This is a genomic window from Candidatus Cloacimonadota bacterium (assembly GCA_012522635.1).
Taxonomy (GTDB): Bacteria; Cloacimonadota; Cloacimonadia; order Cloacimonadales; family Cloacimonadaceae; genus Syntrophosphaera.
Map to the genome: position 1 here is coordinate 1 of JAAYKA010000130.1, position 14,949 is coordinate 14,949.

The 14,949-nt window shown below is 50.4% G+C and carries 10 protein-coding genes; all 10 read right to left on the reverse strand.

Annotated features, from left to right (window positions below; all coding sequences use genetic code 11):
* Positions 1 to 99 precede the first annotated feature (99 nt).
* Positions 100 to 3,621 carry a pyruvate:ferredoxin (flavodoxin) oxidoreductase gene (nifJ, locus tag GX135_06630; GenBank protein ID NLN85759.1) on the reverse strand — a complete coding sequence of 1,174 codons (3,522 nt, stop codon included), beginning with the start codon at positions 3,619 to 3,621 and terminating at the stop codon, positions 100 to 102.
* Positions 3,622 to 3,748: 127 nt separating this feature from the next.
* The gene (locus GX135_06635) at positions 3,749 to 6,568 is read right to left on the reverse strand and encodes an insulinase family protein (protein ID NLN85760.1); all 2,820 of its coding nucleotides are present in this window, start codon (positions 6,566 to 6,568) and stop codon (positions 3,749 to 3,751) included.
* 17 nt (positions 6,569 to 6,585) lie between these two features.
* Positions 6,586 to 7,206: a hypothetical protein gene (locus tag GX135_06640; GenBank protein ID NLN85761.1), complete on the reverse strand. Its 621-nt coding sequence runs from the start codon at positions 7,204 to 7,206 to the stop codon at positions 6,586 to 6,588.
* 500 nt (positions 7,207 to 7,706) lie between these two features.
* Entirely contained in the window at positions 7,707 to 8,204 is a 498-nt protein-coding gene (locus tag GX135_06645; GenBank protein NLN85762.1) for a hypothetical protein, read from the reverse strand.
* A 98-nt stretch (positions 8,205 to 8,302) separates the two neighbouring features.
* Positions 8,303 to 8,899, reverse strand: a complete 597-nt coding sequence (locus GX135_06650; GenBank protein NLN85763.1) for a molybdopterin-dependent oxidoreductase — start codon at positions 8,897 to 8,899, stop codon at positions 8,303 to 8,305.
* Between the two features lie 26 nt (positions 8,900 to 8,925).
* Positions 8,926 to 10,461: an NAD(P)H-hydrate dehydratase gene (locus GX135_06655; protein NLN85764.1), complete on the reverse strand. Its 1,536-nt coding sequence runs from the start codon at positions 10,459 to 10,461 to the stop codon at positions 8,926 to 8,928.
* Between the two features lie 9 nt (positions 10,462 to 10,470).
* Positions 10,471 to 11,922, reverse strand: coding sequence for a HAMP domain-containing histidine kinase (locus GX135_06660; GenBank protein ID NLN85765.1), 1,452 nt, complete (start codon positions 11,920 to 11,922; stop codon positions 10,471 to 10,473).
* A 37-nt stretch (positions 11,923 to 11,959) separates the two neighbouring features.
* Positions 11,960 to 12,730, reverse strand: a complete 771-nt coding sequence (gene mazG, locus GX135_06665; protein NLN85766.1) for a nucleoside triphosphate pyrophosphohydrolase — start codon at positions 12,728 to 12,730, stop codon at positions 11,960 to 11,962.
* Positions 12,727 to 14,010 carry an O-antigen ligase family protein gene (locus tag GX135_06670; protein ID NLN85767.1) on the reverse strand — a complete coding sequence of 428 codons (1,284 nt, stop codon included), beginning with the start codon at positions 14,008 to 14,010 and terminating at the stop codon, positions 12,727 to 12,729. Before GX135_06670 ends, mazG begins: the two co-directional genes overlap by 4 nt.
* Positions 14,011 to 14,023: 13 nt before the next feature.
* On the reverse strand, positions 14,024 to 14,949 hold a 926-nt coding region (locus tag GX135_06675), incomplete at its 5' end, for a hypothetical protein (GenBank protein NLN85768.1).

Here is a 14,949-nt window from a genome sequence, read left to right on the forward strand (position 1 = left end):
CAATTTTTCACCGGGGTGAAGCAAGCCCCGGTTTTTTAATGGGATGAAAAAACCGGCGGACATGATATCCGCCGGCGTTTCTATTTGAAGGGTTATTGATTAGTCTTCCGACAGCTTTTTGTATTGCTGGTATCTTTCCTTGAAGAAGGTTGCGGCTTCGGCTTGGAATTTCTCGGAGCGTTCCGGGAAGATGCTTTCCAATCCAGCATAGCGGCGTTCGCCTTTCAGGAATTCCTGCACGCTGAGTTTGGGTTCCTTGCTGTCCAAGGTGAGCGGATGCTTTCCTTGAGCCACGTTTAGCGGATTGTAGCGATAGAGGAGCCAATAGCCGGCTTCGACTGCCATTTTTTGGCGTATCTGGCTGAGGGACATATCGATGCCGTGGTTAATGCAAGGCGCGTAGGCAACAATGATGGAGGGTCCGGGATAGGCTTCGGCTTCCAGGATGGCATTCATGGCCTGCACTTTGTTCGCGCCCATGGCGATGGAGGCGACATATACATAGCCGTAGCTCATCATCATCATTCCCAGGTCTTTTTTGTTGGTTTCCTTGCCGGCTTCAGCGAAACGAGCGATGGAACCCAGGGGTGTGGCTTTGGAAGCCTGTCCGCCAGTGTTTGAATACACTTCGGTGTCCAACACGAGGACGTTCAGGTTTTTGTTTGAAGCCATCACGTGGTCGAGACCGCCATAGCCGATATCGTAGGCCCAGCCGTCACCGCCAAAAGCCCAGATGGAGCGTTCAACAATGTAATCCTGCAGTTCGCGGACGCGTACGAGCAGTTTTTTACAGCCTTCGCAGGCGTTTTCGATTGCTTTTGGCAGCAGAGCCTTAATCTTGTCTGCGTTATCTTTCGCGGCTTGATCCACATCAGCCCAGTGTTCCAAGGTATAGCCAAAGGCTTCCTTGAGAGCGGGATCGATGCCTTTTTCCATGAGCTGCTGCATGTAGTTGCGCAGCAATTTGCGGTGGGAATCCACAGCCAGGCGCATGCCATAGCCATATTCCGCGTTGTCTTCAAAGAGGCTGTTTGCCCAGGCGGGGCCTTTTCCATCCTTGTTTTTGGTGTAGGGAATGGTGGGGAAGGTTCCACCCCAGATGGAAGAACAACCGGTGGCGTTGGCCACAATCATGCGGTCGCCATAAAGCTGGGTGAGCAGCTTGATGTAGGGGGTTTCGCCGCAACCCGCGCAAGCGCCGGAGAACTCCAACAAGGGTTGTTTGAACTGGGATCCTTTCACGTTCGATTCCTTGAAGTTTGCCAACACATCGGAAGGAAGCTTTTCAAAGAATTCATAGTTTTCCTGTTCGCCTGCTTCGCGTTCTTCCTCGATGGGTTTCATCACGAGAGCGGATTTTGGGCATTCGTTCACGCAAACGCGGCAGCTTTGACAATCGTCGATATACACTTGGATTTTATATTGATAGCCTTCCGCGCCGGTGGCTTTGAGGGTGTTGAAGCTTTCAGGCGCGTCGGCGAGGTCTTCTTCCTTAATCAGTTTGGCGCGGATGGCGGCGTGGGGACACACGAAGGAGCACTGGTTGCACTGGATGCAGCTTTCTGAAATCCAATGTGGCACGGCAGGAGCCACGCGGCGTTTTTCCAGTTTCGCGGTTCCGCTGGGAACGTAGCCGTCCAGTGGCATATCCGAAACCTTGATGCGGTCGCCCTGTTCGCGCATGGTAACTTCAATCACGTTTGTGGTGAAGGCGTCAGAGCCATCCGGAACCAGTTTTTTAACCGGGGTGCATTGCTCTGGAATCTGCGCGGGAACGGGAACTTCCACCAAAGCTTCGTTCACGTGGTCCACAGCGTCCAGGTTCATCTGAACAACCTCATCTCCCTTGCGTTCGTAGGTTTTACGGATGGATTCCTTGATCAGCGCGATGGCTTCGTTGCGTTCCAAAATTCCCGAAATGAGGAAAAACGCGGTCTGCATCACAGTGTTCACGCGTCCGCCCAAACCAACTTCCTCAGCGATTTTGAGGCCGTCGATGTTGTAGAACTTAATCTTGCGGTCGATGATGGTTTTCTGCATGTCGCAGGTGAGGTGGTTGAAAGCCTCGTCCCGGCTCCAGTTTGAGTTCAAGAGGAAGACGCCACTTTCCTTGATGCCACCCAGAAGGTCATAGCGGCCGATGAAAGCCTGGTTGTGGCATGCCACAAAGTCTTCCTTGGTAATCAGATACTGGCTGTGGATGGGGGTTTTTCCAAAACGCAGATGGCTGCGAGTGATGCCGCCGCTCTTTTTGGAGTCATATTGGAAATAGCCCTGCACACAGAGGTCGGTGTGGTCGCCAATGATGATAATGCTGTTTTTGTTCGCGCCCACGGTTCCGTCTGAGCCCAGGCCCCAGAACTTGCAGTTGATGGTTCCTTCGGGCACGGTGTGGATTTCTTCATCCAGAGGCAGGCTGAGGTTGGTTACATCATCCACGATGCCGACTGTGAAGCCGTGGAATCCTTTTGCCATCAGGTGTTTGAAGGTTGCCAAAACCATGGTGGGGGTGAATTCCTTGCTGGAGAGGCCATAGCGGCCACCAATCACGAATGTATCCGGGCGGTCTTTCACCGCGGAAACCACATCCAGATAAAGCGGTTCGCCAATGGAACCGGGTTCTTTGGTGCGATCCAGCACGGCGATGTTTTTCACGCTGGCAGGCAATGCGGCGAGGAAGCTCTCCACGCTGAAGGGGCGATAAACACGAACCTTCACCAGACCCAGCTTCATGCCGCGCTTTTCGTTCAGATATTCAATCGTTTCCTGGATGGTTTCACAACCGCTGCCCATGGCAACGATTACATTTTCAGCCTCGGGGTGTCCAAAATAATCGAACAGTTTGTATTGACGACCGATGACGGCACCAACTTCATCCATGGTTTTTTGGATGATACCGGGGGCTTCCAAATAGTGTTTATTGCTGGTTTCGCGTCCCTGAAAAAAAACCTCAGGGCTATGCTGACCAACTTTCACCTGCGGATTTTCGGGATTCAGGGCACGGCGACGGAAAGCTTCCACCAGGTCGGGGTCGCTGAGCTCTGCCATGGTCTCATAGTCAATCACTTCAACCTTTTGCAGTTCGTGGGAAGTGCGGAATCCATCAAAGAAAACCACGAAGGGTATGGAGCTTTTCATGGTTGCAAGCTGAGCCACCAAGCCAATATCCATAACTTCCTGCACGCTGTTCGCGGCAATCATGGCAAAGCCTGTGTTACGGGCGCTCATCACGTCGGAATGATCGCCAAAAATTGAAAGGGATTGGGCTGCCAGGGAGCGCGCTGTCACGTAAAACACCGTGGGAAGCATTTCTCCGGCAATCTTGTGCATGTTTGGCAACATCAGCATCAGGCCCTGGGAAGCGGTGAAAGTGGTGGTGACTGCTCCAGCGGAAAGGGCTCCATGCACCGCGCCGGCTGCTCCGGCTTCCGATTGCATCTCAATCACGTCCACTTCGGTGCCGTTGATGTTCTTGCGACCATCCGCGGCCCAGGCGTCTGCCAATTCTCCCATTGTGGAGGATGGGGTAATGGGGTAAATGGCAGCCACTTCAGCAAATGCGTAAGCAACGTGTGCCGCTGCGGTATTGCCATCCATGGTGACTTTTTTTCTCTTAACCATGTAGGTAACTCCTTATTTATCTATTTTTTATCAAAATCGAGGGTGTAAAAATCACTATGCACAAAAAGGCAATTTTGTGTCAACAGGAATTAGCGCTCAAGGCAAGCGCGATTCTAAAACGCTCTTTTTAGGGCGATTCCTCCGCTTTTTCAGGCAGCAGGGTGAGGCTGAGTTTGTTCGTCTCAAAATCAATGTATTGTCTGGCTGTGGAAATCATTCTTTCCCGGTTAATCAGTTCAAAACAGGCGGGACGCTCCAAAAATTCCGTAAGCGGGCGTTCCAGCCTGATGTTTTCCTGTATATTGTTGAGCCAGTAGCGGTTGGATTTAATGCTTTCCTGATATTGCTGCTTCAAAGTTTCCCGGGCAGTAACGACGTATCTTTCATCCAGATGTCCGCTCCGGAGGCTGTCCAGAGTGGCAACCACGGCTTCGCTAAGTTCATCCACACGCTGGGGCGAACATGCCATAAAGGTGCCCAAAAAGAAGCTGGGAACCGGGGTTTCCGTGCTTTGGGACATGGCCTGAATCATATAAACGCCGCTGCGTTGTTCGCGGATATTTTCGCGCAGCTTGTCGTTCATAATCAGTTCCAGCGCCTCCATATCCACCTCGTTTTGCACGCTGTGAGAATAGTTCCCACTGTTAAAAAGAGCCGAGAAAGCGCGGTCGCTTCCCTTGCGCAAAACCACGTCATTTTTCCCTGAAAACTTGCGCATGCCAACATCCACCAAGGTTTCCGCTCTGCCCTTGGCAGGCAGGTTGCCCAGATAGGTTTGGCAGAGCTGTTTCAGTTGCTCATCATCAAAATTCCCCACAATCACAAAACTGAAATCCGAAAAATCGCTAAAACGATCCCGGTAAATGCGTTCCACAGTGGCAAGATCTGCTTTATCCAAATCCACATCCGAAATTTCCACCTGATAGGGATGATTCGCCTGCAATTCCTTGAACAGCCTTTTGATGAAAACCTGCATCGGTTCCAGCATCAGGTTTTCGTTGAAGTTTTTGGTGCGGCGGATGAAAGAGGCAAAATCCTGGGCGTCGAAGCGCGCGTTGGTGGCATATTGGTACAGCATTTGGAACATCAATTCCATATCTTTGGGGGAGCAGGATCCGCTGAGTCCTTCGGTGTAGAGTCCCAGTCTGATTCCGGCTTGCGCAACCTTTCCAATTGTGGCTTTGGCAAGATTCACGCTGTCAAAATTTCCAAATCCGGATTCGGAAACATACATGGGCAGAGCAAGCGCTGAAGGCAGGTCTGCTTCCGGATAGCGGGAATATCCACCCGGACTGGTTGCGCTCAACAGCACTTCATCGTTCTTGAAATTCGTCTTTTTGGCATAAACCTTCACGCCATTTGCCAAAACCCAAGTGCTGATGCCGGTTTCCGCGTCATATTCCTCGGTTTTGAGAGCCACAGGCGCGGGAATGTTTTCCATGATGGGCTCGTTGACAGCCGTATCTTCATAGGGTTCAATCTCTTGGAAGCTCACATTTTTGGCAATCTGCAAAAGCCGCTCTTCGCTGGGATAAACCAATCCCTCTTTTTGCGGCGCGCCGATGGAGATGAACATATTTTCATCCTGAATGAGGCTGGCGACGACAGCGTTAACATCTTCCAGGGAAACGGTTTCCAATAAAAACTGGATGGTTCTTTCCTGATCCTCAGCGCTCAAAACCACCTTTTGGTTTGCAATGGCGTCAATCAATTCCCAGGCGACGGAGGCTGATTCCTGCGTATCTTTTTGAGCCACGGCCTGTTCGAGAGAACGCAACAAATCGACCTTGGCGCGCTCGAATTCAGAAGTCAAAAACCCGTAACGTTGCACTCTTTCTGCTTCCGTGAGAATGGTTTGCAGGGCGCCTTCCGCTTCACCGGGGGTAAAAATGGCAAAAACCGCCGCCGTGGACATGGTGCGCAAAAGCGGATATTCAAAAGCCATGGCAAAAGAATAGGGTGGGTTCGGCTTTTTGCTGTGTTCACTCAGGCGCGCGTTGAGCATTGTATAGAAAAGATTGCTTTTAATTTCTTCCCGCAAGTCATGGAAGCTTTTAAACTCTGTCACCGGCTTTTTCCACATCACCTGAATCACGTTTTGGGCATATTCGGGATCGGTGGCAACCACCGCGAGGGGTTCAGGGTTTGCGGGAACCGAAAATTCCTCGCGCGGACGCGAGTTTTCCCGGGCGGGGATGGAGCCGAAATATTCCTCAACCAGTTCCAACATTTCCTCTGGCTCAAAATCGCCCACAATCACCACGCTCTGCAAATCCGGCCGATACCAATCCCGGTAAAAACTTTTGATGGTGTCGTGTTCAAACCCGCTAATCACCTCGTAAATGCCGATGGGAGAGCGTTCCGCGTAGCGCGAACCTGCCAAAAACACCTCGTTTTGAGCGTCTCTGATGCGGGTCGCGGCATCCTGTCCCATGCGCCATTCTTCAATAATCACTCCGCGTTCGCTTTCGATTTCTTCGGCATCAAAGCTCACCTGGTGCGCCATATCCGACAAAATTAAAAGCCCTTTATTCAGCTTTTCGCGGTCATCGGTGGGAATTTTGAAGGTATAAACGGTATAATCATAGCTGGTCATGCCGTTCAAACCGTTGTAATAGCCCATGCCGATGGAGCTTAGATAGTTCACAACCTCGGTTTTGGCAAAGTTTTTGGTGCCGTTGAAGGCCATGTGTTCCGTGAAATGCGCCAAACCACGCTGGTCTTCGTCTTCGTTCACAGAGCCAATATCCACGTAAAGCCGCATCTCGGCGATGTTTTCCGGCTTTGGATTGCGTTTGATGTAATAGCTGAGCCCGTTTTCCAGGCGTCCTGCCAGCAATTCCGGGTCCTGGGGCAGGGGAAAACTCCTCAAGTTGGGCATCTGCGCCCAAAGCCCGGCAATTAGTAGTGTAACAAGCAGTGATAGCAGAATCTTGCGGGATTTCATAATTTAATGGATTTCCTTTATTCGGGATCGCTTACGGTGATTAAGAACTGGGTGTCCACATCCAAGATATTTTCCGGGTTACCATAGGTTAAAATGCTGCCGTCTTCCATCTCAATCGTGGCCATATAGTAAAAATTGTTGCTGCTGCTGGCATAATCCACAGGCAGATGTTTGAAACCACCAGGCAAAACAGAGCCAAGGTTGAAATGAGCGGTTATGCCCACAAAATTGTGCCTGTAAAAATCAGCACTCACAATGGTCTGGCTGCTTTGGTTCACAACCTTGAGGCTGGCGCGATTGGGTCTCAAAAAGGCCTTGGTCACGCGTCCCGCCTTGACCGTGGTGGTTGTGCTATCCCTGTAGGTTTGTTCTGCTTCGTCATAGATTTGATAGGTTTCACCCACCAAACGCACAGGCACCGGCACGCTCACATTGGGGTTAAAAAAGTGCTGTTTGTCGGTCTCAATCTCAAATCCGCGTTCTGAATTTGCGGGAATGACAACTTCATCTCCTCCATCAACGGATGCATAAACGGGAAAAGATGTCTCGTTTATAATGCGGAATTCCCCGCCGGATTCGCAGGCTGTCAATAAAATCAGCGCCAGCAAGGGAAGGAACACGATATAAAGGCGTTTCATGGCATTAACTCCTTTTTGTGGCAGAAGCTGCGGCAATTTCACCGCCTCCCGCTCACATAATTTTTCATTTCAACAAAACTTTGCTCTGTCCCCAGATTGTCAAGAAATATCTTGCGAGGGGGAAGCGAATCCATAAATTGCTTGGAAGATCTTCCCGAAAACCGCAAATCCACCCGCTTCGGATTCCCATGCAAAATAGAGCTTTTACAGACACCCTCTCTCTTGCCGCCTTATGTCTCCCTTATGTTTCAAAAGCTATTCTAAAGCGAGACATAAGGTTAGGTTCTTGCGCATGTGTTTTCAAGAGACTCGTTCTATATATGGGGCAGGGTTCCTTCTTTATTCCAGAACATCTCTTGTTGCTGTCGCTCTGCTCAGTTTTCCGATAAAGAATCGGGGGTGACACAGGGAGGAGGCAAGGAAAAGTTGCGCTGGAAAAAAGAGCCAAGCAGGCTTTGGCAAGGGACTGGGAAAGGTTTTGGGGCTACACGCGGCAAAAATCAGTCGTCACGCGCTTCGCCGGCATCTCCTTCCCTTTCGAAATAGTCTTCAGAGTCACCGCCGCCATCGCGTTCGATGTAGTCTCCAGCGTAACCGCTCGCGTTTATCACCATGTCGTAGATGACGCTGCCGTGATGATACCAGCCCAGAAAACGTCCATCCAGCCTGCCGTTGCGATAGTTTGCGCTCATTTGCGGGGCGCCGTCTGGATACCAGAGATACATGGGGCCGTTTTGCGTCCCACGCAGGAGGCTGAAAACGCGGGAAAGCTGTCCACTTTCAAAACGGTCAAAAGCTATGCCGGTGAAGGGTTTGCCATCTTTGAGCCAGATTCCATCCTGCTGGATAAGTTCTGAGGCGGAAATTGCCGCTTTGGGCAGCGCAAAGTTTTTCAAAAGATTATATTCTTCTTTGTTGGTTTGGGCGCTCAGTGCCACGGTCAGCAAAAAAAGCAGCGCCAAGAGTGGTAAAAGTTTCTTTAAACCGTTGTTTTTCATGTGGTTCTCCCAGATGTGTGTGAAATTATTGCCGGTTAGAAATATTATGCAGATTCCAATCCGCTTTCAAAAATATCGTGTTTGTCAGTGGGTATTTTTTAGAAAAATACTTCGCCAGGGCCTTGGATTTCTTTGATGGCACCACCGTCATTCATGTCGCGGCAGGGTCCGGCTTCGATTTTGGCGCTGTCGGTGTAGCCACGCAATTCCCAGAATCCGGAAACATAATGCTCCATAAGATCAATGCGGACAACACATTTGGCGGATTTATAGCCCCAAAGATAGGGGATGAATCCGCGCACGGGGCCGCCGTAATCTTCGGTGAGGAAATCGCCGTTAAAACTGTGTGCCAGCAGGGATTTTTCCTTGAGGGCAATATCGATGGGGATGGAAGTGTCATATATGTAGCCAACGCTCCAAAAACGCAGGAAACGGCAGCTTGGAGCGGCTCCGACATATTCCAGTAAGTCCTTGAGCAGCACACCTTTCCATAATCCATTCACAGACCAGCGGGTCACGCTGGTGAGCCGGCTTTCCACCTCGGTTTGGGGCAGCGCCAGAATCTGGTTCCAGGAAAAAGTTTGCGGGTTGGCACAAGCGCCGGTGACTTTCACTTCCCAGTTTTCTCTGTCAAGCGCGCCGGGGTGGCCTTCAGCCCAAAAAATGGGGGTGTCCATTTCGGCGAGAGTTTTCATTTATTCTCCAGTATTTAAAAAATGTTTCACCAAAGGTCGGAACATGGTTCCACAAAGAGGTTTTGGATGATATCTGTGGGCAGGATGGATGCCGTAGCTCTTTTTTGGGCAAGCAGTTCGGCAGTTTTACCCATGAGGAAGGAGGCGTTCATCGCGGCGAGGGGAATATCTTGTCCCTGCGCCAAAAATGAAGTGATGATTCCGGCAAGAACGTCGCCGCTGCCGCCTGTGGCAAGACCATCATTTCCGCTTGTGTTAATCAGGGTTTGAGCGCCGTCGTGATAGATGCTGAAATGGCTTTTTAAGAGCACTCTGGCGCGGTGTTTTTTCACAAAATCCTGCAGAGGGCCGAGGCAATCCTCGCGCAAATCCTCTGTGGAAACACCGCAGAGGCGGGAAAATTCGCCCCAATGGGGTGTGAGCAGGACGTTTGGACGCTTGATATATTGTAAAAGTCCGGGGTTTTCGCTGATTAAGTTCAGACCGTCGGCATCCACCACGAGCGGGATTTCCAGGTTTTTGAGCGCAATTTCCAGAAGGCGCAGGGAATAATCATCGCGTCCGAGACCGGGTCCGATGAGAACCGCGCTGGCATCTGAAAGCAGGTGGAGCAAGGTTTTTTGCGTGGGCATCTGGGTTTTGGGTGTTTCAGGAATTGCCAGGGAAAGCGCTTCGGTGAGTTTGAGGGCATAAACAGCCATAAGTTCAATGCGATGAAGGATATAGACATATCCACAGCCGGCGCGTAAAGCGGAATGGGCTGCCATTACGGAAGCGCCTGTGTATCCGGGAATGCCTCCAAAAATATAGACTTTTCCATAGCTTCCCTTGTGGCTTTTTCGCTTGCGTTTCGGAGCTTCAAAGTCTTCTTCATCAAAGAGTTGGGCTGGTGAAATTTCATCGTGATAGGAGGACGGAATGCCGATGTCGATGAGATGGCAATCTCCGCAGGATTGGATTCCATCACCGAGAAAATGACCAAATTTAAAGCTGTCGATAACGAGGGTGGCATCGGGCTTGATGGCAGTTTCTTCAGACCCCGTGTCCGCGTTTTTACCGGAAGCGATATCCACGGAAACGATGAATTCAGCACGCTCGTTTACCAGATTGAAAATCTTTGCCATCAATGGTTTAGGCTGTCCATGAAAACCCACGCCGAAGATGGCATCCACCACCAGGCTGGAAAGTTTGAGAATGGGCAGTAGCTTTTCACGCAGGTCTGATTCGCTGTTGATGTTGAGAATGGGAATACCGAGTTTTTCGCAGAGGCGGAAGTTCTCCGTGGTTTCGGGGCTGGATTTTTCCCGCCCAATTTTGGCGATGGCCACGTCATGACCCCAATTGTGTAGCCAGCGGGCGATTACGGCTCCGTCGCCGCCGTTGTTTCCGGTTCCACAAATAACGCAGGTGATCGCGTTAAGGCGCTCAGGGTATTGTTCATAAATGATGCGGGCGCAGTCTTTTCCGGCGTTTTCCATCAAGAGGCGCGCGGGAAGGCCGAGTTCGTTGATGGCGCGCAGGTCCAGTTCTTTCATTTGGCTGGCTGTCAGAATGTTTTGCATGGCTGGCTCCTATTGCTTGAGTGGTTTGTTCAGCCTGATTTCGAAGGTGCTGCCTTCATCCAGAGTGCTGTCCAACACACGGATTTGGCCGCGGTGATATTCAGAAATGATGCGCCGTGCCAGGCTGAGTCCCAGACCCCAGCCACGTTGTTTGCTGGTTACGCCGGGGTCGAAGATGTTTTTCCAATGCGAGCGAGGGATGCCTTTGCCTTCGTCGCGCACGTGCACATAAACGTATTTCTTGTTGTGGGTGGCGGTTATGAAGATGTTTCCGCCTTTTTGGGTCATGGCATCCACGCAGTTTTTGATGAGATTTTCCATTGCCCACTTGAAGAGGTCTTTATCCAGCATGACTTTTATGCCCTGAATTTTGGAGATGAAATGGAGTTCGATTTTGGTGCTCAAATGGGGCATGCGGGCCTGGTGGTAATCCACAATTTCCTGTAAAAGACTGTGCAATTCCAATGGAACGAGCTTGGTTTGGGAGCCCACTTTTCCGAAGCGGGAGGCGTTGTAGCTGAGGCGGTCGAGATCCACGGTCATTTGATCCAGAATTTTGTTATAAGCCTCGCTGGACATGGTTTGGGGCGGAGTTTCACGCAGGTAATCCAGCCAGCCCAAAAGAGAGGTGATGGGCGTGGCAAATTGGTGGGAAGTTTCCTTCGCGAGCCCCACCCAGAGCGTGTCTTTTTCGGTGCGATGCAGCAAAATGAGGCCGTAGGTGCCAAAAGCGACGATGAGGACGATGAGCAGCAGTTCCAAAATGACAAGGGAACTGATGCGGGAAAGGGATTTTGGGGCGGTGAAATAGATGTAGCCAAGCTGCTCGGAAGCCCCTGTGAGCGGGAGTTCCACCATGGTTTGCATTTTTTCCAGAAGCAGGGCGCGTTGGTTGGAATCAGTGCTGAACCAATCCACGTTTTCGCTGATATCCACGTTTCGCCAGTACAGCGGTATTTTGTCGCGGTCGGTCACAACCACGGAATAATCGATATCCCGGATGAAATCCTCAAGGGATATGGGTTTGGCGATGAAAACTTGGTTTACGACACGGCTGCCTTCGCGCAGTTCCATCCGGTCCATTTTACCCATTTCCTCTTCCAGGATTTGCTTGTCTTCCTGGGAAAGATCGTCGTAGCCTACATCAGAAGGGACTTTCACCCGGTTCCAATATTGAGGAATGGAATCCGCGTCTGCGATGATGACGGGGATGGGGTTCCGGTCTGGAAATTCGAAGAGCATATAGTTGCTGATGGCTTGCTCAAAATCGCGTTCCTGCAGGGATTCGAAGCGTTTTGAGGTGATTTCAGCCACCATGCGGGCGGTTTGTTCAGACAGGCGTAAATATTTATCTGTGTAGGCGATATATTGGGCAAAAATGCGGGGCACGTATTCCTGTTCATGTTTGGCTTTGCGAATCAGGATTTGGGCATAGACCGCGAAAGCGGTGAAAATGAGCAGGCTGCCCAAAATGAGGTAGAGGCGCAGGGTTTTAAAATTATCGCTCTTTTTTGGCGAGATTCCAGATTTCGTCGAGCTCGGCGAGGCTTGCTTCATGGATGTCTTCCCCGTTTTTGCGGTAGTGTTCTTCTATGTATTGAAAGCGGTGATGGAACTTTTTTGAGGTTTCCTTCAGCGCGGCTTCGGAATCGATATTCAGTTTTCGCGCCAAATTCACCAGGGTGAAAAGCATATCACCAATCTCTTCGCGGATACTTTGCGGGTCAGCGTTTTGCAGGGCGGAATCCAGTTCCTGGCGTTCTTCATCCAGCTTTTCCAGTATTGGAGGCAAATCTGGCCAATCGAAACCCACGGAGGCGGCTTTTTCCTGGCTGCGTTGCGCGTAAATGAGCGCTGGCAGAGAGCGGGGTATGCCTTCCAAAACGCTGATGCGATCTTTCTTTTCCTGTTTTTTGATGCGTTCCCAATTCATTTTGACGGCGTTGGCGCCATCCACATCGGTTTCACCAAAAACATGAGGATGGCGGCGGATGAGCTTTTCAGCGATGGCATCCAGCACGGCAACCATATCGAACTTACCCTCTTCTTCAGCAATGCGGGCTTGGAAAACAATGTGCAGCATGAGATCGCCCAGTTCCTCTTTCAGGGCTGCATCGTCTTTGTCTTCAATGGCTTCCACCGCTTCATGCAGTTCTTCGATGAAATTTGGGACCAAGCTTTCGGAACTTTGTTCGATGTCCCAGGGACAACCAGTTTCAGGGTGACGCAGACTGGCAACGATGTCCACCAGTTTTTGAAATTCTTTCATTTTTGCTCCATGGGGATGAATTGGCGCGAGTGGAGATACATGAAGGCAAGCAGGATCCAAAACGCAAACGCCACAGGGTATTGCTGGATGAAAATGTCTGTGAGACAGGCAATCAAAACCGCGATTACTCCCACGAAAATGGCGAAATGGAAATTGCCTTCTTCGCGTTTTACCACATTCAACCAATAGCGCCGTAAAATGGCACCAATCAGATAGAAATAGCTCAAAAACCCGAAAACGCCCAGTTCCAGCCAGATTTTCAAGAGCAGGTTGTGAGAGTGTTCAGCATAGAGGATATCCATGGGCACGGCGCCAACATACCATTCCTTCCAAACATCGATGCCAATTCCAAACCAGGGATGGAGATAGATTTGTTTGAGACTGTAATACCACGCCACAAAACGGATGAAGATGGAGTAGTCAAAACCCATGCCCATTTCGATTCGGCTGACCATTGAGGAAGGTATTGCCAGGGGTACCAAAAGCAGGATGCCCATCCCAAGAAGGCGCATCCGTTTCATCTTCAGCATCAAAAGAAATATACCGGCAAAAACCGAGACCAGGACGATGCGGGTGTAGGTGTAAAGCATACCCATCAATATCAATAGCGCGCAAACAAACCAGAACCAGCCATTGGCATTGCGGCCGGCGCGAATGCCCAGAGCGATGGCGAAAAAGAAGGTAATGATGTAAAAACCATTGATGGTCATGGCTGTAATCCACAGCGAGCCATAGCGTTCAGTGGGGTTTAGCAGCGCCATAATCACGCCAATCACAGCCAAAAAAGTGCCGATCAGAGCGAGCGCTTTCACCCAAACCAAATAATCATCCTTGGAAAAACGGCTGTTCGAGACAATCAGTAAAAGCAGGGCTGGAACCAAGGCTGTGGCTTGGAAATACAGGTGGGTGTACCAAGATCCATTTCCGCGGATCAAACCATACACGGAGACGGCAACCAGGACACTCAAAGCAATGGGATATGGAATCTTAAAACTTTGGAGCTTATCTTTTTGCCATTCAATGAGAAGGCTGACAAAAAGAATGCCCATCATACATATAAAAGCTGTAGGAATTGGTTTTATAAAGAGCAGCGACGCGAAAAGGATGCTGTTTCGCATGCTGTATCCAAAGATTATCATGGAAAGCAGCCAGCCAGCCAAAACAGCGCCCACAAAGCCGATTTGCAGGATTTCACGCTCCTGCAGAACCGCCGCGGCAAAAACCACCAGCGCGGCCAAGGCTGCATATAACAGGCTGGGACCAAGCCGTTTAAGTAACATTGTCAAACCCTGTTCAGGGCTCTTGCTTTTTCTCCAAAAGCCGATGTTTGTTTTGTTCGAAAGCGTTTTTCACCAGGGTAATCAGCACAGCCACAATGAATGCCAGGCCGAAGGCGATGATGCAGAGCAAGGCACGTTTTGGCCTCGCTCTCATACCCGCTTCACGCGGGCTGTCCAAAATATCCAGGCTCGGCATGTCGCGAAGCTCTTCCAGACGCGCTGCTTCATATTGTGGGTAGAGAAATTCGAAGACCGTTTCCTGGATGGTGAGATTCAGCTTGAGCTGGGCAAATTGAGTGCCCAGGTCAGGCAGACTGGCAATATCGATTAAATATCGCGGTTTGAGGGCTCCACCACCGGCTTCCAACTCTCTGATTTGTTTGCCCAGAGCATCGCTGCGAGCTTTGAGTTCCGCAACGACGGGGGAATCAGCAGCGTAATTCTTACGTGCCAGATCGAGTTCAATGTCAGTCTGCATTTTGGAGGCAATCACATCAGCGTAGGAACCGATGAGGGATGCGGTCTGGGTTTCGATGTCGATGGCATTGTGTTTGGTTTGAAAATCCTTCACAGCCAGAAGCAGAGAATCCACTTCCGCACGTGTATCACGCACCCTGTCTTCCAAAAACTCACGGTTCATCTTGCCTTTGGTGAGTTTTTGTTCCCGGTTATACACATCCAATTTGGCAATATAATAATCCACAATGTCACGCGAGAGCTTCTTGCTCTTCGTTTGAGCGCCAACTGACACAAGGCTTGTGTTTGTGCTGTAACCAATCTTCACGGTTTTCTTGCGCAGTTTTTTCAAAGCCTTGTCCATCGCCATCAGAGAGTCTTTTTCCGTAATCTTATAATAGCTGATGAGGTCGAAATGGCGGATTATATCTTCAGAAAACTCCCTGGAACTCATGGCAGAGACAGAGTTTACGGCGTTTTGGG

Coding starts and splice junctions, on each gene's coding strand:
- GX135_06650 (NLN85763.1), bottom strand. CDS start 8,899: ATGAAAACTCTCGCCGAAATGGACACCCCCATTTTTTGGGCTGAAGGC.
- GX135_06670 (NLN85767.1), bottom strand. CDS start 14,010: ATGTTACTTAAACGGCTTGGTCCCAGCCTGTTATATGCAGCCTTGGCC.
- GX135_06655 (NLN85764.1), bottom strand. CDS start 10,461: ATGCAAAACATTCTGACAGCCAGCCAAATGAAAGAACTGGACCTGCGC.
- GX135_06640 (NLN85761.1), bottom strand. CDS start 7,206: ATGAAACGCCTTTATATCGTGTTCCTTCCCTTGCTGGCGCTGATTTTA.
- GX135_06635 (NLN85760.1), bottom strand. CDS start 6,568: ATGAAATCCCGCAAGATTCTGCTATCACTGCTTGTTACACTACTAATT.
- nifJ (NLN85759.1), bottom strand. CDS start 3,621: ATGGTTAAGAGAAAAAAAGTCACCATGGATGGCAATACCGCAGCGGCA.
- mazG (NLN85766.1), bottom strand. CDS start 12,730: ATGAAAGAATTTCAAAAACTGGTGGACATCGTTGCCAGTCTGCGTCAC.
- GX135_06645 (NLN85762.1), bottom strand. CDS start 8,204: ATGAAAAACAACGGTTTAAAGAAACTTTTACCACTCTTGGCGCTGCTT.